The 21,885-nt window shown below is 37.6% G+C and carries 16 protein-coding genes; all 16 read left to right on the top strand.

The features are described from left to right. Window positions 1–96 precede the first annotated feature (96 nt). The 16 genes from AC4IFE_RS07185 (at window position 97) to AC4IFE_RS07260 (ending at window position 21,713) form a co-directional block, all read left to right on the top strand. Window positions 97–3,525, top strand: coding sequence for a T9SS type A sorting domain-containing protein (locus AC4IFE_RS07185; RefSeq protein ID WP_490755920.1), 3,429 nt, complete (start codon window positions 97–99; stop codon window positions 3,523–3,525). A gap of 272 nt (window positions 3,526–3,797) precedes the next feature. Then, window positions 3,798–6,356 (top strand): type I DNA topoisomerase, encoded by a 2,559-nt coding sequence (gene topA, locus AC4IFE_RS07190; protein WP_490755922.1) that lies wholly within the window; start codon window positions 3,798–3,800, stop codon window positions 6,354–6,356. A 158-nt stretch (window positions 6,357–6,514) separates the two neighbouring features. Beyond that, the gene (locus tag AC4IFE_RS07195; RefSeq protein ID WP_490755924.1) at window positions 6,515–7,582 is read left to right on the top strand and encodes a formimidoylglutamase; all 1,068 of its coding nucleotides are present in this window, start codon (window positions 6,515–6,517) and stop codon (window positions 7,580–7,582) included. A 12-nt stretch (window positions 7,583–7,594) separates the two neighbouring features. Continuing rightward, on the top strand, window positions 7,595–8,371 hold the full coding sequence (locus tag AC4IFE_RS07200; RefSeq protein WP_490755925.1) for an SGNH/GDSL hydrolase family protein: 777 nt from the start codon (window positions 7,595–7,597) through the stop codon (window positions 8,369–8,371). After that, entirely contained in the window at window positions 8,368–9,354 is a 987-nt protein-coding gene (locus AC4IFE_RS07205) for a glycosyltransferase family 2 protein (protein ID WP_490755927.1), read from the top strand. The genes AC4IFE_RS07200 and AC4IFE_RS07205 overlap by 4 nt, the downstream gene beginning before the upstream one ends. A 115-nt stretch (window positions 9,355–9,469) precedes the next feature. Next, window positions 9,470–10,597, top strand: a complete 1,128-nt coding sequence (locus AC4IFE_RS07210) for a glycosyltransferase family 4 protein (protein WP_490755929.1) — start codon at window positions 9,470–9,472, stop codon at window positions 10,595–10,597. A 28-nt stretch (window positions 10,598–10,625) separates the two neighbouring features. Then, window positions 10,626–11,474, top strand: coding sequence for a polysaccharide biosynthesis/export family protein (locus AC4IFE_RS07215; protein ID WP_490755931.1), 849 nt, complete (start codon window positions 10,626–10,628; stop codon window positions 11,472–11,474). A gap of 2 nt (window positions 11,475–11,476) precedes the next feature. Then, window positions 11,477–13,975, top strand: coding sequence for a polysaccharide biosynthesis tyrosine autokinase (locus tag AC4IFE_RS07220; RefSeq protein ID WP_490755932.1), 2,499 nt, complete (start codon window positions 11,477–11,479; stop codon window positions 13,973–13,975). A gap of 213 nt (window positions 13,976–14,188) precedes the next feature. Then, complete coding sequence (porG, locus tag AC4IFE_RS07225; RefSeq protein ID WP_111958705.1) at window positions 14,189–15,079, top strand: type IX secretion system protein PorG; 891 nt, start codon at window positions 14,189–14,191, stop codon at window positions 15,077–15,079. A 5-nt stretch (window positions 15,080–15,084) separates the two neighbouring features. Beyond that, the gene (gene uppS / locus AC4IFE_RS07230) at window positions 15,085–15,834 is read left to right on the top strand and encodes an undecaprenyl pyrophosphate synthase (RefSeq protein WP_490755935.1); all 750 of its coding nucleotides are present in this window, start codon (window positions 15,085–15,087) and stop codon (window positions 15,832–15,834) included. A gap of 26 nt (window positions 15,835–15,860) precedes the next feature. Beyond that, entirely contained in the window at window positions 15,861–18,398 is a 2,538-nt protein-coding gene (bamA, locus tag AC4IFE_RS07235) for an outer membrane protein assembly factor BamA (protein WP_490755936.1), read from the top strand. Between the two features lie 9 nt (window positions 18,399–18,407). Continuing rightward, entirely contained in the window at window positions 18,408–18,962 is a 555-nt protein-coding gene (locus AC4IFE_RS07240) for an OmpH/Skp family outer membrane protein (protein ID WP_490755938.1), read from the top strand. A gap of 74 nt (window positions 18,963–19,036) precedes the next feature. Then, window positions 19,037–19,540, top strand: a complete 504-nt coding sequence (locus AC4IFE_RS07245) for an OmpH/Skp family outer membrane protein (RefSeq protein WP_111958711.1) — start codon at window positions 19,037–19,039, stop codon at window positions 19,538–19,540. Window positions 19,541–19,603: 63 nt separating this feature from the next. Next, window positions 19,604–20,089, top strand: a complete 486-nt coding sequence (locus AC4IFE_RS07250) for an acyl-CoA thioesterase (RefSeq protein WP_490755940.1) — start codon at window positions 19,604–19,606, stop codon at window positions 20,087–20,089. A 75-nt stretch (window positions 20,090–20,164) separates the two neighbouring features. Further along, window positions 20,165–21,028 (top strand): dTDP-4-dehydrorhamnose reductase, encoded by an 864-nt coding sequence (gene rfbD / locus AC4IFE_RS07255; RefSeq protein WP_490755942.1) that lies wholly within the window; start codon window positions 20,165–20,167, stop codon window positions 21,026–21,028. 1 nt (window position 21,029) lies between these two features. After that, window positions 21,030–21,713 carry a hypothetical protein gene (locus tag AC4IFE_RS07260; protein ID WP_490755944.1) on the top strand — a complete coding sequence of 228 codons (684 nt, stop codon included), beginning with the start codon at window positions 21,030–21,032 and terminating at the stop codon, window positions 21,711–21,713. Window positions 21,714–21,885: the final 172 nt, after the last annotated feature.

Consider the following 21,885-nt stretch of genomic DNA (forward strand, 5'->3'; position numbering starts at 1 on the left):
AACCAATGTATTATTTTGCTATTCGTATTGTTAATTGTTTATTATTGATAAGGCTTAAAAGTTGTATTTCGTATAACGGCACACAAGTCTAAGGATATGAAAAATTCAGTTAAAAATTTTGTGGCAATTTTTTGCTTAGTGTCGATTTGTACCTATTCCAAGAATAGTAGAGGATTAAAAGAACATCTTCCGTATGGATATACAGAAAAAATAGTATCTGAAAAAGATACTTTGACGAAACCTGCTGACAGTAGGGCAGTAATTCCGGACTGGACAAAAGCTCCCAACAGTTATATTTTTGATCCCGGCCAAAACAGCGAAGGTTTGTTGATTCCGGTAAGAAAAGCTTATGCCATGTGGCAGGGGGACGGATACATTAAAGGTGGCGGAATCCCTTCAGGTAGTCAGACAGCAGAAGTATTATGGGAAGATACCCATGGCCTGATAAAATCAGGGGAGCGGTATTCGCTGGAAATTTTAGGGTCCGATGAAAATGCCAAAATAAAAGTTCCCATCAATAAAGCAAGAAAAGGGAATGCTGTTATTGCCTTAAGAGTAAACGGCGAAATCTATTGGAGCTGGCATGTTTGGGTGACTGATGATCCTACTAACGGATCAACTTACAAAAGTTTTGATAGTATCACAAGAGTTAGAGGAGATGGAACCGTTGAGCGGATTCCTGATTCAGATTGGGGATGGATGGACCGTAATCTCGGTGCTTTAAGCAGCTCTATTACTTCTTCAGACTGGAACAGAAGTATGGGGCTGCTCTACCAATGGGGCAGAAAAGACCCGATTCCACCTTTGGTAACTAGAGGAAATGACTTCTACGAAGTGTCAGGATCCATAGGTAGGATAAGGCATAGAGGCGCGAAAAACTTTACCGGTGCTTTAAATATTGATAACCTCACAAAATATGTCCCGCTTGCAAGTGCAGAGGTAACCAATAACATCAGGCTTTCTGTGAAAAATCCATTAAGTCTGATCTATGTGAACAAAGATGACAACAGCGGTCAGGCCTATTACAATAACAATCCCAATCTTCCGGTTAACTGGTTTGGAAATGCTGCCGGAATTCCGGATAGCAGGCTTTCAGAACTTAACCTTTGGTCTGATAATTCCCGGGGAATGATCAGTACAGGATACAACAATAATGCAAGTGCAAAGCCTTACTGGGATAAATCTCCTTACGACCCCTGTCCCAATGGATGGAGGATACCGTCCATGCTCGTGGCGAATTTAGCTTCACAGTCTTATATAGATGATATCAGGCTGGATTTTTCCCCTTTCGGAGTCAGGACCAATATGGCTAAAAATGTTTTTGAAGCAAATAAATACCATATCATTAAGCCTACAGATACGGGAACTCCGTCATTCATGACAGGATTTAAGGTTTATCCTAACTTTGGTTTTGATCTTTCCAATGCCGGTGGGAATAATATGGGGATTTTCCCGGGCACGGGGCAGTTGATCAGGAATGCCCACCAGGGGCAGTATACCGACCAGCATCACGTGGCCTTATGGACGGCAACAATGGCCAGACATTTTGATACTTCCCCGGCGGTCATTACCAGAGGGCTTTTTATGGTCCCAGATAAAGGACAGCCGGATATTCCGGATCCTAATTATCCCAATATTAAAGGAAGGTATTTTTATATGCCTATGTCAGGAATGTATACTTCTGATGCCAATGGATGCCGTTGCATCAAGGATCCCCTCTATATCGTAAATGATTATAATTTTCCTTCTGAATATCTTGCTCCGAAAACGGAATACAGAGAAGGAATCAATAACCCTAATACCTACCAGGCTGTTAAAAACTCACAATCATTTACGGTAGAGATTCCGGTAAGCAAAGCCTTTTCAGTACAAAGCCAGCTTTTGAATAATCAGGAAATATTAGATGCTCCCAATTTCAATAATTTAAAAGTAAACGTGCTCTGGACAACTAATACAGCTCTGATTAATAAAGTGTCAGTTATTAATCCTTTCCCGGCTTCACTTCAGAGTCTCAGCGACTCAAAAATTTCGGTAGAGATTAATCCGAACCAGAGTGGAAATGCTGTTGTGACACTGCATAACGGAAGTATTTCCTCTCCGGTGTACTGGAGCTGGCATATCTGGATAACCGATTCTGCTTTGGGATCTTACAATTACAATACAGAGCTTCCTGTGGCTGAAGCAGTCAACTATGTTAATTATGTGAGTAAAGCGGACGTTGTGCTTCAGACAGAATTTATGGACAGGAACCTGGGAGCAACAGATGCATTTCCGATAGTTGCTAACATCATGACGCCAACAGCGGCGGAACTTGCAAAAATAAGAGCTTCTACAGGACTGCATTATCAGTGGGGAAGAAAAGACCCGATTCCTACCTTTCAGTATGCAGACAACAGAGCTTCCTTTAATGTGTTTTTAGGAACAGCATCAAGTAGCGGAACAGTGGCTTATACTACACTGACTCTCGCTGCATATAATAATATGTCAGGAAACTATATTGTTCCTTATAATACCTATGCAGCTTCAACTGTTCAGAGTACGGATAAACCTGCAGAGAAAATCGCAAAAGTACTGTCTTACTCTGTGAGGAACCCTTTGGTATACATGATTCCAAGCTCTTTTGCTCCTTATAACAGTGCAATGCCTAATTATACCAATGGAACAGACTGGCTTGCCAATGAGCCGAATCTTGCTGCTGACAGATGGGGCAGAGGAGGAAAAAAATCACCTTTTGATCCTTGTCCGGAGGGTTGGAGGATCCCGGACGTTACCAATGTGGCATTGATTTCTAATCAGGATTTCGGACAGTCGCCCTGGTATAAAAAAGACAAAAATATAGCAACCTTTTATAGTGTCAGTACAGATTATGCAGGATATAGAGTCAGAAACCCTTCCACAACCTCTACCATAGGTTATATGTTGATAGGTTCATCTTATATACTTGGTAATTTCCCGAATTCAGGTTCACGGGGATTCAGAAATGTTATAGCCAATCAGTCTCCGCTGGGAACATTCAATACAGTCAATTTTCAGTATCCGGGTGCCTGGACAGCAGCTTTGGCCGCAAACTACCTTGGAAGATCGGTCAATGTCTTGTTTGATGCAGCTTCTACAGCCAACCGGTTTATTGCGTTTAATGATAATAATGACCCTTATTTAGGGATAAGCTGCCGATGTGTAAGAGTGAAGTACGATGCTAAGGGAAATGAAGCCGGCCCTATTCCTGGGGTGCAGGTTACAGCTTTGCCCTTAGCAAAAGAAGCCTCCGTTTTGAACACGGCTGAGATGAAGGAAAAGATCAATGAGAACAGAATATCGGTATTTCCAAATCCGGTAAAGGATATTCTTTATATTAATGCTCCGGGAGAGAAGGGTTATTACTATCAGATCTATAACGTTTCCGGCCAGCTGGTAAAAACCGGAAAGTTTGAAAACGGGAAAGCAGATTTGTCAGCTCTCAATGCAGGAGTGTATCTGGTAAGAATTAACAATTCTGAAGAAATTGTGAAAATTATTAAACAGTAGAACTTACAAAAAGGACTACAGGGCAGAACAGGAAATTCCTGTTCTGCTTTTTTATTCTCCATATGCTTTGCATCTATCACCATTGATGAAAAATTCTATATATCTGTTTTATAAGTACGGAATTTTGAGCTAAACCGTACGCCCTAAGGGACTTGATATCCTTAAAAATCCCCTCAGGAACGCATGTTAAACACATCTAAATATTAAATTAAACTGTTTTAACAAAAAGTATATAATAAAAAAGCTTTACTTTTGCAAAAAAATTTTTTAGAATGTCGAAAAATTTAGTAATCGTAGAGTCACCGGCAAAAGCAAAAACTATTCAGAAATATTTGGGGAAGGATTTTGAAGTAAAATCAAGTTTCGGACACATCCGTGACCTTCCAAAAAAAGGAATGGGAATAGATCTTGCCACCTTCAGTCCAGATTATGAAGTTTCGGCTGACAAAAAGAAGTTGGTAACAGAATTAAAGGCTGCTGTAAAGAAAGCCGAAATGGTATGGCTGGCTTCCGATGAGGACCGCGAGGGAGAAGCTATTGCATGGCACCTGGCGGACGAATTGAAACTGAAGCCTGAAAACAGGAAAAGAATTGTTTTCCACGAGATTACTAAAAATGCCATTCTAAAAGCTATTGAAAATCCAAGAGATATTGACCAGAATCTTGTGAATGCCCAACAGGCAAGAAGAGTTCTGGACAGGATTGTGGGTTTTGAAATGTCTCCGGTTCTTTGGAAAAAAGTAAAACCGGGTCTTTCTGCAGGAAGAGTACAGTCTGTGGCTGTGAGATTAATTGTAGAAAGAGAAAAAGAAATCCGTGAATTTGTCCCGAAAGCAAGCTTCAAACTGGACGGGATCTTTTTAAACAAGGCTGAGCAGGAAATTGCTGCCAAGCTTAAAAAAGACTTTGAAAAAGAAGAAGACGCAGAAAAATTCCTTGAAAAAGCAAAAACTACAGAATTTAAAGTTCTGAATGTTGAAACAAAACCGGGAACACGTTCTGCATCTGCTCCATTTACGACTTCCACCCTTCAGCAGGAAGCCTCCTCAAGATTAGGGTATAATGTAACCAATACCATGCGTCTTGCACAGAGACTATATGAAGAAGGATATATTACCTATATGAGAACCGACTCCGTGAATCTTTCCCAGGAAGCGATTGAAGGAGCGAAAAAACAAATCACTTCAGAATACGGAGCTGAATATTCTTCACCAAGAAATTATACTACAAAATCGGCTTCTGCACAGGAAGCTCACGAAGCGATCCGCCCGACTGATTTTGCGGTGAAAAGTATTAGCGATGCGCAACTGAACAGATTATACCAATTAATATACAGAAGAACACTGGCTTCCCAGATGGCAAATGCTAAAATCGAGAAGACCGTGATCGAAATAGGAAATGCATCACTGCCTCAGCATTTTGAAGCACAGGGAGAAGTGATTATTTTTGACGGTTTCTTAAAAGCTTATGGTATTGTAAAGACAGAAGACGATGATGAGGAAAACAATGAAAAGCTTCTGCCAAAGGTAAGTGTAGGCGAAATCTTAAGTTATAAAAAGATCACTGCCTCAGAAAAATTCACAAGACCGAGCGCAAGATATACGGAAGCCGGACTGGTGAAAAAGCTGGAAGAATTGGGAATTGGACGTCCGTCTACTTATGCGCCGACGATCCAGACCATTCAGAACAGGGAATATGTAGATAAAAGAGAAATAGATCCTCAAACCCGGGAAGTGGTTAAGATGTCTCTTACAAAAGATAAGATCAAAAAAGAAGTTCTTGAAGAAAAATTCGGGGGCGACAAGAATAAATTTGTACCTACAGATATTGGTGAGGTTGTTAATGATTTCCTGACGGATAATTTCAAAGAAATACTGGATTATGGCTTCACAGCTAGAGTAGAAGAAAGTTTTGACGAAATTGCCAACGGAGATCAGAAGTGGAAAGAAATGATGACCAACTTCTATTCAAAATTCCACCCGAGAATTGAAGATGTAGAAGAAAATGCAGACAGAGCCAATGGCGACAGGCTTCTTGGAGTAGATCCTAAGACCGGCAAAAATGTTCATGCAAGAATCGGAAGATTCGGTGCGATGATCCAGATCGGTGAAACGGAAGATGAAGAAAAGCCGATTTTTGCTTCATTAATGGCAGGGCAGAATATTGCAACCATCTCTTTAGCTGAAGCACTGGAACTTTTCAAACTGCCATTTGAACTGAATGAATTTGAAGGTCAGGCAGTTTCTGTGGGTGTAGGACGATTTGGACCTTATGTGAAGTGGGGCGAGACATTTATCAGCATTCCGAAAGGTGAAGATCCTCTTTCTGTAAGCCAGGCGCGTGCAGAAGAAATCATCAACGAAAAGAAAAAAGCTGATGCGCCCATTGCCACGTATAAAGGAGATCCGGTAACCAAAGGAACAGGAAGATTCGGACCGTTCATCAAATACAAAGATATTTTTGTGAATGTTCCTAAGAAGTATAACTTCGACAATCTTTCGCAAAGTGATATCAATGAATTAATTGATGCCAAGCTGGAAAAAGAAGCCAACCGTTACATCCAGCAGTGGGAAAAAGAAAAAATTTCTATTGAAAACGGAAGATGGGGACCATTCGTTAAATTCGGAAAAGCCATGTTCAAGATTCCGAAGAAAAAAGACGATACAAAATATGAAGCAGAAGAGCTGAAGGATGTATCCCTGGATGAGGTGAAAAAATGGATCACAGATCAGGATAAAAATGCTTTTGCAGAGAAAAAGAAACCGGCCGCAAAGAAACCTGCAGCCAAGAAAACAACTGCAGTGAAAAAGGCAGCCGCTAAAAAGAAGTAATATCAAAATAATTATACAAAGCCGTTAACAATATGTGTTGACGGCTTTTTTTTTATCAACAAAAACGCCCCAGGATATGAACTTGCTCTGGTTTTTTTGTATGTTTGTTCAGGAAAGAATTAGTCTATTAACCTACTCCCAAGTTTTCAGATAAAAATATGGATTTTGAAGATTTTATTATTTCACCAAGAAATTTCAAAGCAGAAAGCTGGCAGATCGGCAGCAGGATTACAAAAGATATAAAAGAAGACAGCATTGTTCTGCTCTTTGTTTCAGATTACAGAGGTGCGGGCGGTGATGCTGAAGTACAGGATTTTACATCGGTAAGAAAAGAATTTTATAAACTTTCGCAGCTGGATTTTGAAGTTCCTGTTGTGGATCTTGGAGATCTGGTTTCCGGAAAATCTGTCCAGGATTCTCATTATATTCTGCAGGAGGTTTTATCGGCATGCCATTACAAAAGAGCCCTTCCGGTGATTATCGGCGGGTCCAATGATTTTGCTTTTTCACTCTTTTCGACATTGAATTTTCATAAGAAAAACATAAACTATACCCAGATCAGCAATATTATTTCCCTGCAGCAGGGAGAGACTATCAATGAGCATACTTTTTTGGGCAAAATTTTAGGTTCCAAGAATTTCTCCATCAAAAATTACCATCATCTCGGTTATCAGAAGCACCTGAACGAAGCAGATTCAGTAAGACTGATCAAAGATGTTGAATTTGATATCATCCGTCTTGCCGAAATGATGAATTCCACTGAAAAAACAGAGCCTTTCTTCAGAAAAACAGATTTGGTCACCTTAAACTGCGATGCTGTTGAAAGCTTCAGTGAGCCGTTTTCCATGAATCCTCAGGTCAACGGGCTGAACCGGAGAGAGATTTGCGCGTACATGAAAGAAATAGGACTGAGTGAAAACTTAAAATCTGTAGGAATTTTCAATTACAATATTTATTCTGAAAGTCAGCTGAATCACCAGCTGCTGGCACAGATGATCTGGTACCTGATCGAAGGAATCAATATTCAGAGGTCCCATCCCAAAGAAAGACACTATGAGCTGTTCTATGTTTTGATTGATGATAACCAATACGCTTTCAAACGGGATACTTTCAGCAATCTATGGTATTTTGGGGAAGACGAAAATATAGAAAACTGTATTCCATGTTCCAAAAAAGACTTTGAAGAAGCAAAAAGAGGAACGCTTAATCCCAGGCTGACTTTTTAATGACGCATAAAGATGAAAAAAAAAATAGTTTTAAGTATTATTTTGTTAACCGGGCTGGCCAGTTTTATTTATTTCTGGAATAAGTACGCTTATGCAGGTGAGGAAAATTATTTTTCTTCCAGCACAAAACCGGAAAACGGTCTGCAGATCGGTATTATTGGTGATAGTTGGGTGGTAAGGCAAAACCTTGACTCACTTTTACAGAAAAAACTGTTGGATAAAGGGCAGCATTCAGAAATCTATTCATCGGGAAGTCCTGGTGCTAAGACTAAAAAGATCTACGAAAACCTTTTTAAGGACAATAACGAAGAATTTTCGTCCAAAAAAGTAATTGAAAAAAAGCCGGATTACTGCATCGTAATTGCCGGGGTCAATGATGCGGCAACCTATATAGGGCCTGAGTTTTACACCCATCATATGGTGATGATCATTAAAACGCTTCTGCATTATAAAATTCGGCCGGTTATTGTTTCCCTCCCGGAATTTGGAATCGAAGAAAATTTTACAAATAAAAATATCGTAAGCAGCCTCAGTAACAGAGGTGCTGAATTGGTTTTGAATGGGGGCGACCAATTTAAAATCCAGGATTACAGAAATGCTCTGCTGAAAGAATTAAAGCATGACGGACTGGATAAAAAAGTGATCATTTTGAATTTCGATGAAGTAAGTTCTGATTATGACAAAGATAGAAGTCTGTATGCAGATCCGCTTCATTTAAATAAGCAGGGGTACCAGAAATTCAGTGAGTTTTTAGCAAAAGGAATTATTAATTTAGCAAACACAAAATGAAGGTCTCAATTATAGTTCCCGTATATAATGTAGAGAATTATCTCGCAAAATGTCTGGATTCCCTCGTTAACCAGACTCTTCAGGATATTGAGATTTTGGTCATCAATGATGGTAGCAAAGATCGCTCAGAACTTGTTATTAAAGAATATACAAAGAAATTTCCGGATAAAATAAAAGCTTTCACCAAACAGAACGGAGGTCTGAGTGATGCCAGAAACTTTGGCATTGAAAGGGCTTCAGGAGAATACATAGGTTTTGTAGACAGTGACGATTATGTCATGGAAACAATGTTTGAAGAAATGCTGCAGCTGGCAGAAAAACATCAGTCTAAAATGGTTATCTGCAACATTCAAAAAGTAGATCAGGATGGAAAAATAACCCAAAAACTGACTCAGATTCCCAATATGTCCGAAAAAATAGAACTTGAAGACCATTTTTCTGTTTTTTCAGATCTAAGTTACTTTGCCTGCAACAAGCTGTTTAAAAAAGAACTCTTTGACTATAAAAGATTTAAAAAAGGAGTCCATTTCGAAGATATTCAGCTGATCCCGCAGCTGCTTCTGGAATGCAAAACTTTAGCCCAGACCCAGAATTTTCACTATCAGTATCTTGAGCGTACAGATTCTATTACAAAAACCCACACAGAAAAAGGACTGGATATCCTGAAAGCCGTACAGGATGTGGAGCGGGCATTTGAAAAATCCGGATATTCCCACAAAAGAAAAGAGCTTAAGAATTTTCAGATTTTTGAAGGAGTATATTCTTTTTTGGCCTATCTTGCTTTTGTAAAAGACAAAGGAACATTTTATAAAATGGACGGTGAATTGGCGGTTTTTATGAAGGAAAGGAAAATAAAAATTCGAGATATATTAAACTATAATCGTTTTGGTAAGAATTATCTTTTATCTTTGCCGTTGAAAAAAAAGATATTTTATCTGTTGTTTTTTGCGGGGCAAAAGAAGCTGATAAGAAAATTGTTATAACACAAATGATAAGTACAATTATTTTGATCATTATATAAAACGTTGAAAGGTAACTCTTTATAGGGTGTTTTAGTGAGTTTTATTAAGATGTTGATGATGTGCTTGATAAAAAAAAATGAAGAATTTTGAATTGTTCTTAAGCGAATCAGGAATTTCTATTTTTTACGTGAAAATAGGGTTAGGTTTTCTATTCTCTTTTTTAATTACCTTTTTCTCTATTCCTACCATCATTAAGATCTCCAGAAGAAAGAATCTTATGGATGAGCCGGGCATAAGAAGTTCCCATCTCAGAAAAATCCCCAACCTTGGCGGGATTGCCATCTTTTATTCAATCGGCATCTGCGCATCCATTTTTGCGTACGAGCTTTTTGATCTTTACAAATTTTTATTTGCTTCGTTAATTATCCTTCTGTACATAGGAGTGATGGACGATATTGTTGTAATGAGAGCTTATAAAAAGCTTGTAGCCCAGATTATGGTGTCTGCATTGGCTGTAATAGGATCCGATATTAGAATCAGAAGCTTGTTCGGAATATTTGGAATCTATGAAATGAGCTATTTCATAAGTGTATTGTTCAGTATCATTACTTTTATTATTCTCATCAATGCTTTCAATCTTATTGACGGAATAGACGGACTTGCCGGAGGATATTCTGTGATCTGCAGTGCCCTTTTCGGAATAAGCTACTACCGGTTGGGAGAATATAATTTTCCGTTGGTGGTCTTATCGGTCGTAATTATAGGTACAGTACTGGCATTTTTATACTATAATTTATCTAATTACAGGACCAATAAAATATTTATGGGAGATACGGGATCTATGCTTCTCGGTTTCCTTTTGGCATTTACATCGATCTGTTTTATTGATATTTTCATAGACAGAGAGCTTCCCAATGTGCCAAGGTACCACTTACAGTCTGCACCGGCGGTGGCCGTTGCTATTCTTATTCTGCCGATTGTGGATACCCTGAATGTAATTATTGTAAGATTGTGCAATAAAAAATCCCCCTTTGATGCAGATAAAAACCACATTCATCACAAACTGCTGAAACTAGACCTTACCCATAGACGCTCCTCATTTTATATAATTGTTTACTATCTGATGATCGTAGCTGTAGCCTATTATTTAAGACACATCAATATAAACATCCTTTTACTGATCATTATTTTATTAGGCTTTTTTGGAGCTTATCTTCCGGATCTTATCTATCATTTACGAAATAATAAGAAAATAAGAATTTAATTTTTACTTTTGCAAATAACATCCCAATATGATGAAGAACTTGAAATATTTATTTTTATTATTACCCTTTCTGATTACATCCTGCATCACCAAGAAAGATGTAAGGTATATGCAGCCCAGTGAGAGTCTTGTGATCAATGAAGAAGGACTTATTCCTTACAATATTCCTACTTACAGAATTACAAAGAATGACATCCTTAATCTCAATATTGTAACTACTCCCAAGGGAGATGCTGCGCAATTTTATTCATCCTTGAATTCTTCCGGAGGAGCCGGAGGGGCAACTAACTCTGCAATAGCAGGTGTTGGAGGCTCTACCAGTGGAGGAAATGTGAATTTTTATTTTAACGGTCTGAAAGTAGATCCTAAAGGTGATATCAATGTTTTCGGAATAGGATATGTGAAAGCAGAAGGAAGAACACTGGAAGATGTTACTCAGGAGCTTCAGGAAAAAGTAAATGAAAACTTTCAGGAAGGAAAAGCCGAAGTAAGACTGAATACAAACGGGATAACCTATTATATTCTGGGAGACGTAGAAACTACAGGTCTTTCCGGAGAAAAAGTAGTGCACAAAAATACGCTGACTATTACAGAAGCTTTGGCTATTAACGGAGGTTTGAACAGAACTATTGACCGTACAAATATTGTTATTCACAGAAAATTGCCGGAAGGAATAAAAGTGGCAAAAATAGACCTTACCCGCGAAGATATTATGAATTCTCCGTACTATTACGTACAGAACGGTGACGAGATCTATCTGAATACAAGAGGAAAAAGCTTGAACGGATTTGGAAAAGATCCTATACAGACTCTAACAACTGGGGTATCGGTGATTACTACAGCATTATCAATTTATCTGCTTCTTAAAAACCTTTAACCATGATTCCAGACAAAGACACCAAAATAGGGAAGAACGAACCCCAGAAGGAAAAGTACGGATCGTTTGCATTATTTGATATCGAGCACTTTCTGAGAAGAATTATCAAAAACTGGTACTGGTTTGTATTTATGCTGTTTATCGGGTACTTAATTTCATGGGTATACAGTAAATATTATGCACAGAACATTTTTGCATCAGACCTTTCTCTGAGCATATCCAATAATACCTCCAGTTATTTTACCCCAAGCCAGTCCATCAACTTTATCTGGGGACAGAACGGGAATCAGGACGGAGTTTACCTGAAAAAAATGTTGCTATCCAGATCTCATAACGAGTTTCTGGTGAAAGAATTAGATCTTTTTGTGAACTATTCCACCAAAGGTTTGATTAAGTCAACTTATATTGACAAAACAGATTCTCCGGTGTTTCTGCAGATTGACAAAAAGCATCTTCAGCAGATTGATTATCCTATTACTCTTATTCCGAAAGGGGGAGATTCTTATGAAGTGGTTCTTCCGGAAGAAGGTCAATCTACCAATTTATATAATTACGAATTAGAAGGATTTCAATCCGTAAATGGATATAGCAGACCTGCCAACAAGATTCTAAGGGTTAACGAATGGTATAATTCCCCGAATCTTAGATTCAGACTGCTTAAGAATACAGAAACTCCTAAAATAAATGTTAAAAACATTATCGTAAAACTTAGCTCTGTAAATCAGAGTGTTAATGATATTGTGTCTACAATAGGAGTTGAATTTGACAAAGAAATCGGGACCATCATGATTATTACCAAAAAAGGTTTTAATCTTAACAGTACTGTGAATTTCCTGAACAAATCTGTAGCTGAACTTCAGAAGAAAAGACTGGCAGACAAAAATATTGTTAACAAGAATACAGACATTTACCTTCAGAGTAATATAAATGATATCCGCAAAAAACTGGATTCAAGTGCTGCCGTGCTGAATTATCTGAAAACTACTGAAAAGCTTTATAATATCAAAGACAGAGACGAAAAGTCTTTAGAGAAAATAAAAGATCTTGAAGCAAGGAAAGCAGATATTGTAAGTAAAATCAGCTCACTGAATAATATTAAAAATACACTTCAGGCACGGGATTTTGATAAAATGATCAGCACCAATGCTGCCGGTTTTGAAGATGGCTTCTTTTCGGCTTCTGTAACAGAGCTCAAAGCTTTATATATGAAGAAAAGAGAAATGGCCACCATCTATAAGCCGGACTCTGAGCCAATGAGAGAAATAGACAGGCTTATTAATGAAGCAAGAATGGGCTCATCAGGATCTTTAAGAAATTATTATACGAAATATTATGAGGAAATCAATAAGATAGACCGTCAGGTAGCAGAAGCCAATTCAGATCTTACTTCATATCCTGAAAAAGAAAGAAAATATCTGGATGCGGAAAGAGGATACAATATGATTGAAGCGACTTATAACAGTCTTCTGAGCAGACAGAACGATGCGCAAATGAAAGTAGCCACCAACCAGTCTGATATTACAGTAATTGACCCTGCGAAGAATTTGGGACAATTTCCAATTGGTCCCAATGTAAAAGCAATAAAATCAGCAATTATGTTTGGTTTACTGTTGCTTCCATTATTATTTATTCTGATAGGAGCAGTGCTGGACAACAAAATCCGAAATATCAAAGAGCTGTTGAGTGCAACAAAGATCCCGCTCCTTGGCGTTATCGGCAACAACAGCAACGAAAATATGCTTACCGTTTTGGAGCAGCCTAAATCATCGGTATCAGAAGCATTCAGAGGAATCAGGGCAAGCATGAGATTCCTGATGAAAAACAACAAAGAAGATGGTAAAGGAAAAATCATTTTAGTTACTTCTTCTATCGGTGGAGAAGGAAAAACCTATATTTCCATCAACCTGGCTTCAGTAATAGGGCTAAGTGATAAAAAAACAATCCTGCTTGGGATGGACCTTAGAAAACCTAAGATCTTTGGAGATTTTAAAATTGATAATAAGTATGGTGTCTCCAATTACCTGACAGGAGAAGTAGAAATAGAGCAGATCATCAATAAAACCAAGATTCCGAACCTGGATGTGGTAACTTCCGGACCAATTCCTCCCAATCCTTCAGAGCTTTTAATGAGCGATAGAAATATCAGCTTTTTGGAAGAGCTGAAAGAGAAATATGATTTCATCATCATCGATTCGCCTCCGGTAGGTTTAGTGGCAGATTCTTATGAGCTGATGAAATATTCCGATGCTAATATTTATATAGTCCGTCACGAATATACTGAGAAATATATGCTGAAAATGATCACTGAAAAGTATCATAACGGAGAAGTTGATCATTTAGGACTTATATATAATGACTACAATAAGAAACAGGGCTACGGATATGGTTACGGTTATGGCTACGGATATGGCTACGGCTATTTTGATGAAGATAAAAATTATAAAGAACCGTTATTAATAAAAATACGAAATAAGGTCCAAACAATATTTAATAAAAAATAGCGTTTTAAACCCTCAGCAAATGGGGGTTTTTTTATACGTTCAGTATTGGTAATCTAAGGAAAAAAGAATATTTTTGGCACTTTGCCGTTTACTTTATAACAAATTATGTTTTTTTGTTTATTTTTAACTATACATTAAGAATATCATTAATATAAAAATGTTTTATATTTGCAAAAATTAAATTTTAAAATAACCATAAATCCATATTCTTTTATGAATAAAAAATTATTGTTTAGCTTTCTTGCCTTCCTTGGAGTGGTAAGTGTTAAAGCACAAAGAAACGAATTGGGAGTTCGTCTGGGTATGAGTAACCTAGTTGGGGACATAGGAAGGACCAATTATATTTTACAAAAGCCGTTGGATTTAGACAGAATGTCAGATTGGGGTTTCCCTTTTTATGGTGGTTTATTATATAGATTTAATTTTAACCCGCATCAAACTGTTAGATTGGATTTAGGGTACAACCAGATCCAGTTTAGTGATAAAGCTGCGAAAGAAGAGTATAGAGTGAACAGAAACTCATATGGAAAAAATAACGTATACGAAGCAAGCTTAATGTTTGAATACAACCTTTTCCCTGTTAATAATGAACAGGTAAGCATGGTGAGCCCTTATATCTTCGGAGGTATAGGTGCTTTGATGTTTGATGCCCCTAAAGCCAATCTTGTAAACGATTTTAGAAGAGATGCAGATGGAGTGGCGCAGGCTCCTCTTAATGAGCAGGACTTTAAAAGTACTCCGGAATATACATTAGGAAAAAAAGTAACAATGCATATCCCTTTTGGGGTAGGTTTAAAATATAAATTTAACCATAATTGGGCTATATTTGCAGAAGCCACATTTAGATATACACTGACGGATCAGCTTGATCATAGCCGATTGCTTTCAAAAGATCTGACGTCCAGCTTTAATGCAGATATTCTGGATCCTGCTACAGGCGGTTCGCTGCTACAGTCAGGAAACTATTATGCGGTCTCTAAAGAAAGAGAACAAGAACTTCTTAACAAAAGAAATATAGGGGATGAAAGGTCTAAGGACTGGATGAATACTTTTAGTTTAGGACTTACCTATTCATTTGGAAGACCTCCATGCTATTGTGATTAATTAATATGTCGTTGATTAAAGATAAAATAAATTCTCAGAATTTACCGAAACACGTCGCCATCATTATGGATGGCAATGGAAGATGGGCAAAAACACGTGGCGAAGAAAGAACTTTCGGCCACAAGAATGCCATTAATGCAGTAAGGAATGCCATTAATGCCTGTAATGAGATTGATATACCTTATTTAACACTGTATACATTTTCTTCTGAAAACTGGAGCCGTCCTGCAGATGAAGTAAGTACACTGATGAATCTGCTGGTAGAAACCTTATTACTGGAGGCAGAAGAGATCTTTAGCAAAGGACTCAGAATGCATGTTATAGGAAACCTGCAAAAGCTTCCGACTCTCGTGAGAGAACAGCTTGAACGTGTAGTAGAGCTTACAAAAGAAAACACAAAAGGCAATTTAGTACTGGCAATAAGCTACGGCTCTCAGAACGAAATATTAGATGCCGTAAAAAACATCAGTTCCGATGTGAAAGAAGGAAAAGTTGATATTGAGAATATTGATGAAAAACTATTCGAAAATTACCTTTATACAAAAGACTTTCCTCCTGTAGACCTGCTGATCAGAACCAGCGGGGAAATAAGAATAAGCAACTTCCTTCTTTGGCAGATTGCTTATGCGGAACTACAGTTTTTAGATGTTCTATGGCCGGATTTTACAAAAGATATCTTCTTCCAGTGTATTGTTGATTACCAGAATAAAGAAAGAAGATACGGCTTAACCGGCGATCAGATAAATGCCCAATAAATTAAAGAAAAGAAAGACTCGATAAAATGAAGTTTAGACTATTACCCATCATAATGTTTGCTGCTTCGGCGCATTTTTATGGACAAGTAACTCCTCAGGACAGCACTAAAGTTAATAATGCTGTACACGCAGAAAATGAAGCAGGAACTTACACTCTTAAAGACATCGTTGTAGATGGGGTAAAAAAATATACGCCGGCACAGATCTTACGATTTACGGGCTTAACCAAAGGGGAAGCTGTAGATATTCCGGGGCAGAAAATCAGCAACGCTGTGAAAAAGCTTTGGGATACCCAGTCTTTTTCAGAAGTTGAAGTTTATGTTCAGAGTATTGAAGGGCAAACCGTAATTTTGAGATTCTACCTTGAAGATCTTAAAGAACTTGGAGAAGTAAAATTCACAGGTAAAGGGATTGGTAAATCTAAAAACGAAAAACTAATAAAAGACAACAATCTAAAGCCCGGAACAAAAATCACCCAAAACCTGATTTCCAGCCTTAAGACTAAAGTTCCTAAGGATTACGTGAAAAAAGGCTTTGCTGATGCTAAAATTACCATCCAGGATAAAGTGAATGCAAATGATCCGTCTATGGTAGACTGGACCATCAATGTAGAAAAGGGCAAAAGAATAAAAATTGACCATATCGAATTTGAAGGCAACCCAAGCGTTACAGATGCAAAACTTAGAAAAAAAGCCTTCAAAGAAACCAAACAGAGAAGATTTGGTATCGGAGGAATTCTGAAATCTTCAAAATTCATTGAAGAAAAATATCAGGAAGACAAACAAAGCCTTATCAGCTACTATAATTCTTTAGGATATAGAGATGCTAAGATTGTTTCAGATTCCGTATGGAGAAACAATAGAAACAACTACGAAATCAATGTAAAGCTTAATGAAGGTAAAAAGTATTATATCGGAGATGTTACATTCACCGGAAATACCGTTTATTCCACAGAATATTTACAGAGATTATTAGGATACAAAAAAGGAGATATCTACGATGCTGTAGGTTTCAATAAAAAAGTTGGAGAAGACGGAGGTAAGGAAGACGACTCGGATATCAAATCCGTGTACATGAATAACGGTTACCTTTTCTCTAACGTAACACCGGTTGAAAAATCCGTATCCGGAGACAATGTAAACCTGGAGATCAGAATTAATGAAGGGGAGCAGGCTACATGGAATAAAGTGACATGGCAGGGAAATACAACTACCCATGACCATGTTATACTTAGAGCCTTAAGAACAAAACCGGGAGAGCTTTTCAAAAAGACAGAAATTAAAAGAACCTATTTTGATTTAGCCGGAATGTCCTTCTTCGATCCACAGCAGGTAGGACAGGATATCCAGCCAAACCAGCAGGATAACACGGTAGATATCAACTGGAAACTGGTAGAGAAGGGTTCTTCTCAGGTGCAGTTACAGGCTGGTTATGGAGGGAACAGCTTTATCGGGACATTAGGACTTACGTTCAATAACTTCTCTTTAAAGAACTTCCTTAAATTCAAAGACTTTAAGCCGGTACCTCAGGGAGACGGACAGACGTTGTCTATTCAGGCTCAGGCAGGACAGTATTTCCAAAACTATGGTATTTCATTTACAGAGCCATGGTTATTCGGAACAAGACCAACTGCACTGTCAGTAAGTTTGAATACTTCCAGAGTAAAATATAATGACAGTAACGGGCTTGATCAAAAGCTTAACATCTTCTCCGCTTCAGTAGGTCTGAACAGATTGCTGAACTGGCCGGATGACTATTTCTCATTATACACAGGAATCCAGTTCCAGAATTATAAATTCAGTAACTATCCATTCCAGTTCGGAGATACTACAGAATACTATGGAGATGCAAACAACTTAAGTCTTAACTTAGGTTTAAGCAGAAACTCAGCCGGTATCGACCCTATCTTCCCGACAATGGGTTCAAATATTGAAGTTTCCGCGAAATTAACCGCACCTTATTCATTGTTCAGTAATAAAGATTACTCTACCATGTCGCCGGTTGATAAGTATAAGTGGATGGAATTTTACAAAATTAAATTCAAGGCTGATGTATATAATGAGGTTGCAGGAAAACTTGTACTGAGATCTTCCGCTGAAATGGGATTCATGGATGGCTATAACAAAAAACTGGGTGCTCCGCCATTCGAAAGATTCTATGTAGGAGGTACAGGTTTATTTGGAGGTAGATATGACGGACGTGAATTGATTCCATTGAGAGGATATGAAAATGCTTCAACATACGGAGGAGAAATAGATGATATTACCCAAAGAGGGGGAGGTACAATCTATAACAGATTTACATTAGAATTAAGATACCCGATTTCAATGAACCAGACGGCTAAAATCTATGCACTTACCTTTGCAGAAGGTGGTAACGTATGGAACTCCTGGAGTACATACAACCCATTCCAGCTGAAAAGATCTGTGGGAGTTGGTGTAAGAGTTTATATGGGAGCTTTTGGTTTGATCGGATTTGACTTTGCTTACGGATTTGACAAAACTGTTTCCGGAACAGAGCCATCTGGATGGAAAACACACTTCCTGATGAACCAATCATTATAATTCACATATATGAAAAACTTTAAAATCATTTTCACATCTGTATTGTTCCTGCTTTTCGGACTTTCGAATGCCCAGAAAGTTGGAATAGTAGATACAGGCTATATTTTAGATAAACTACCTCAATACAAAGAAGCAGAAGCAAGATTGAATGCACAGATCGATACATGGCAGTCTGAACTTCAAAATCTGCAGTCGGAGTATGAGAGAAAAAAATCAGCATTTGAAAGTGAAAAAGTATTGTTGATAGGAGACCAGCTGAAGCTAAGAGAAAAAGAAGTAATGGATCTTGAGAAGAATATTAAAACCACTACCAGCTTACGTTTTGGAGCCAACGGTGAAATTACAAAACTGAGAACCAATCTGGTTGTGCCGTTTCAGGATCAGATCTGGACAGCCGTCAAAACAATGGCTGAGAAAAATGGATTGGGCACGGTTCTTGATAAATCGGATAACAATGTCCTTTTCCTTCTGCCAAGATACGATTACACAGAAAAAGTATTAACGATCTTATTAAAAGGATCTGCTGCATCTGATAAGAAAGAAAAAACAAGCAGCAAAAAGTAAAAAGTAAATTTTTAAATTAACTTTTACTTAAAATTAAAATCTAAAAACAAATTAAATTATTTATTTTACCAATTATGAAAAAATTAAGTGTATTATTTGCCGCGGTAATAATGGTTGTATCGGTAAGTATGGCAAAAGCTCAGAAATTAGCTACTGTAGATTTAATGGGAGTTCTTAACGCAATGCCTGAAAAGAAAAAAGCAGATACCGACATAAAAGCTTTCTTAGACGCAAAACAAGCTGAAATTAAGAAAAAAGCTGATGCCGGACAGGCTAAACTGAAGCAGTACAGTGAGGAAGCTCCTAAAAAAACTGCTGAAGAAAACAAAGCTAGAGAAACAGAATTACAGAAGATTCAGGAAGAAATTGCTCAAATGCAAGAAAAAGCTCAGAAAGATCTTCAGGCTAAGCAGGATGTTGCTTTCGGACCAATCGAGAAGAAGCTGAACGATGCAATCGAGAAAGTGGCTAAAGCTGGTGGATATGAATTTATCATGGATGCAAACTCTTCAGCATTAGTTTACAAATCTGGTGCAGATGCTACAGCTGCTGTTAAGAAAGAATTAGGGATCAACTAATAAATTAACAAAGTTTTATAAATTAACCGCCTCTTTTAAAGGCGGTTTTTTTATTTTTGCGCTATGGAAAAAGAAGTGTCAACGACCGTAAAAGTAAGGTTCAGCGATTGTGATCCGATAGGACATTTAAACAATGTGAAGTATTTAGACTACATGTTCAATGCCAGAGAAGATCACGTAGAAACATTTTATGGATTCACATACGAAGAATATACCAAAAAGACTGGATGCACATGGATTGCCATTCAAAATGAGATCGCCTATTTAAAAGAAGTGAGATACAATACCCAGGTCGTGATCAGCAGTAAGACCATAGAAGTGCAGGACAGAACGGCTAAAGTGGAAATACTCATGAAAAGCCTGGATGAAAAAACAGTTCATGCTGTACTGTGGGTTACCGTGATCTATTTCAATCTTAAGACAAGAAAGTCTGAAATTCATCCCCAAGACATAAAAGAAACCTTTGGAAAGTTCTATGTAGATCTGGAGCAGAAAGATTTCCAGCCTAGAGTGAAGTTCTTAAGATCTCAGAACGCAAAAAATTCGTAATCAACTTGTGCTGGGAAATAGCCTGTTTTTGTAAATCGGATATTACAACACGCCTTAAAAAATAATAAATTACAGATGAAAAAAATAGCAGTAATAGGAAGCAATGGACAGTTAGGTAACTGTATCAGAAAAATTGCCCCTGATTTTGAAAATACTTACGAATTCCTATTTACAGATTCCCAGACTCTGGATATCACAAACGAAGATCAGGTTAACGATTTCTTCTATGATAACAAACCAGACTACTGTATTAACGCTTCGGCATATACTGCAGTGGATTTGGCCGAAAAGGAAAAAGATAAGGCATTTGCTGTAAATGCTGATGGAGTAGCCTATCTTGCCCAGGCCTGTGCAGATCATAAGTGTATCCTGATCCATGTTTCTACAGACTATGTATTTGATGGAGAGACAAATCTTTCATACTCAGAAGATGATTTTACCAATCCAACCGGAATATATGGTGAGTCAAAAAGAAAAGGCGAGGAGCTGGCTCTGGAAATCAATCCAAAGACTATTATTTTGAGAACCTCTTGGTTGTATTCAGAGTTCAATAAGAATTTCGTTAAAACAATGTTGAATCTCTTTTCTCAGAAAGAAGAACTTGGGATTGTAGCTGATCAGTTTGGACAGCCTACCAATGCAAATGATCTTGCGGGAGCAATTATGAGCATTATCGAAACTCCAAATAAAACCTTTGGTATTTTTCATTTTTCAAACTATCCTGAAACCACTTGGTTTGATTTCGCTAAAAAAATTGCTGAATTTTCAAACTCTTCAGTAAAGCTGAACCCTCTCACGACAGAACAGTATCCTACTCCAGCCAAAAGACCGGCCAGAAGTACCATGTCGCTGGATAAAATAGAAGAAGTATATAAAATAGAACTAAAGCATTGGGAAAACAGCCTTGAAGAATCTGTCAAAACATTAATACAACAATAATATGATCAAGAACCTGGCAGTTGCCATTTCCATATTCTGTATCCATCTAGGTCATGCGCAGAATGTATACCTTTCAAAAGTTGAGAAAACCAGCGACAATACAGATAAATTCCTGTATAAAAAAGCAGACACTACGGATGACGCTGAATATTTAGGAGAAATTGAAGTCCAGGGATTCTCAAGAGATGATGCAGCTGTTTTTTCCTTAATATATAAGAAGGCAAAGGAAATAGGAGCCAACACTTATTCATTCAAGCCCTTTGAAAATATAGACGGAACTCCTCAGGCTCTCAATACTGCCAACTACAGGATCGCTTTATATTATACTCCCAAAGAAAAGTTGATGAATCAGAATGGGAAGTTATATGTTTTTGCGTCCTCAGATAAAGACCAGAAAATTAATATTAATAAAAAGGACTATTTACTGCCTCCCAGATCTTATATTACTTTGGATATCATTCCCGGAGAAGTATATACCATATCAACTAAGAAACTTTTAGGATCCACTATTAAAATTCAGCCTAAAACAAATAATGAAAACTTATACTTTCAGGCTTCTTCGCTCAAAGTAAAATCAGATACTTCCGGAACAGGCGGCTTAAATTTGAAATCTGGCGATATTATCGGATTAGAAAGATCATATGCAGAGTTTTTAAGTCTTATATACACTCAAAATAAGCAATAAAGTAATACTGATAACCAAAGCAGGTAAAAAATTAAACGTAAGTTTAAAATTTTTCTATCTGTTTACCAGCTGTTTATAGTTTTTCATTACATAACTATGAATTTTATGTTAAATAGATTTGTTTTGCGTGTTATTAAGTTGTTATCTTTGCCCCACTGAAAAACGAGAGTTT

It is taken from the genome of Chryseobacterium sp. UF-81 (genome assembly GCF_058245105.1).

What these genes read in the sequence shown, in the direction of transcription:
- AC4IFE_RS07185 (WP_490755920.1), top strand. Translation starts at nt 97, where the DNA reads ATGAAAAATTCAGTTAAAAATTTTGTGGCAATTTTTTGCTTAGTGTCG.
- topA (WP_490755922.1), top strand. Translation starts at nt 3,798, where the DNA reads ATGTCGAAAAATTTAGTAATCGTAGAGTCACCGGCAAAAGCAAAAACT.
- AC4IFE_RS07195 (WP_490755924.1), top strand. Translation starts at nt 6,515, where the DNA reads ATGGATTTTGAAGATTTTATTATTTCACCAAGAAATTTCAAAGCAGAA.
- AC4IFE_RS07200 (WP_490755925.1), top strand. Translation starts at nt 7,595, where the DNA reads ATGAAAAAAAAAATAGTTTTAAGTATTATTTTGTTAACCGGGCTGGCC.
- AC4IFE_RS07205 (WP_490755927.1), top strand. Translation starts at nt 8,368, where the DNA reads ATGAAGGTCTCAATTATAGTTCCCGTATATAATGTAGAGAATTATCTC.
- AC4IFE_RS07210 (WP_490755929.1), top strand. Translation starts at nt 9,470, where the DNA reads ATGAAGAATTTTGAATTGTTCTTAAGCGAATCAGGAATTTCTATTTTT.
- AC4IFE_RS07215 (WP_490755931.1), top strand. Translation starts at nt 10,626, where the DNA reads ATGATGAAGAACTTGAAATATTTATTTTTATTATTACCCTTTCTGATT.
- AC4IFE_RS07220 (WP_490755932.1), top strand. Translation starts at nt 11,477, where the DNA reads ATGATTCCAGACAAAGACACCAAAATAGGGAAGAACGAACCCCAGAAG.
- porG (WP_111958705.1), top strand. Translation starts at nt 14,189, where the DNA reads ATGAATAAAAAATTATTGTTTAGCTTTCTTGCCTTCCTTGGAGTGGTA.
- uppS (WP_490755935.1), top strand. Translation starts at nt 15,085, where the DNA reads ATGTCGTTGATTAAAGATAAAATAAATTCTCAGAATTTACCGAAACAC.
- bamA (WP_490755936.1), top strand. Translation starts at nt 15,861, where the DNA reads ATGAAGTTTAGACTATTACCCATCATAATGTTTGCTGCTTCGGCGCAT.
- AC4IFE_RS07240 (WP_490755938.1), top strand. Translation starts at nt 18,408, where the DNA reads ATGAAAAACTTTAAAATCATTTTCACATCTGTATTGTTCCTGCTTTTC.
- AC4IFE_RS07245 (WP_111958711.1), top strand. Translation starts at nt 19,037, where the DNA reads ATGAAAAAATTAAGTGTATTATTTGCCGCGGTAATAATGGTTGTATCG.
- AC4IFE_RS07250 (WP_490755940.1), top strand. Translation starts at nt 19,604, where the DNA reads ATGGAAAAAGAAGTGTCAACGACCGTAAAAGTAAGGTTCAGCGATTGT.
- rfbD (WP_490755942.1), top strand. Translation starts at nt 20,165, where the DNA reads ATGAAAAAAATAGCAGTAATAGGAAGCAATGGACAGTTAGGTAACTGT.
- AC4IFE_RS07260 (WP_490755944.1), top strand. Translation starts at nt 21,030, where the DNA reads ATGATCAAGAACCTGGCAGTTGCCATTTCCATATTCTGTATCCATCTA.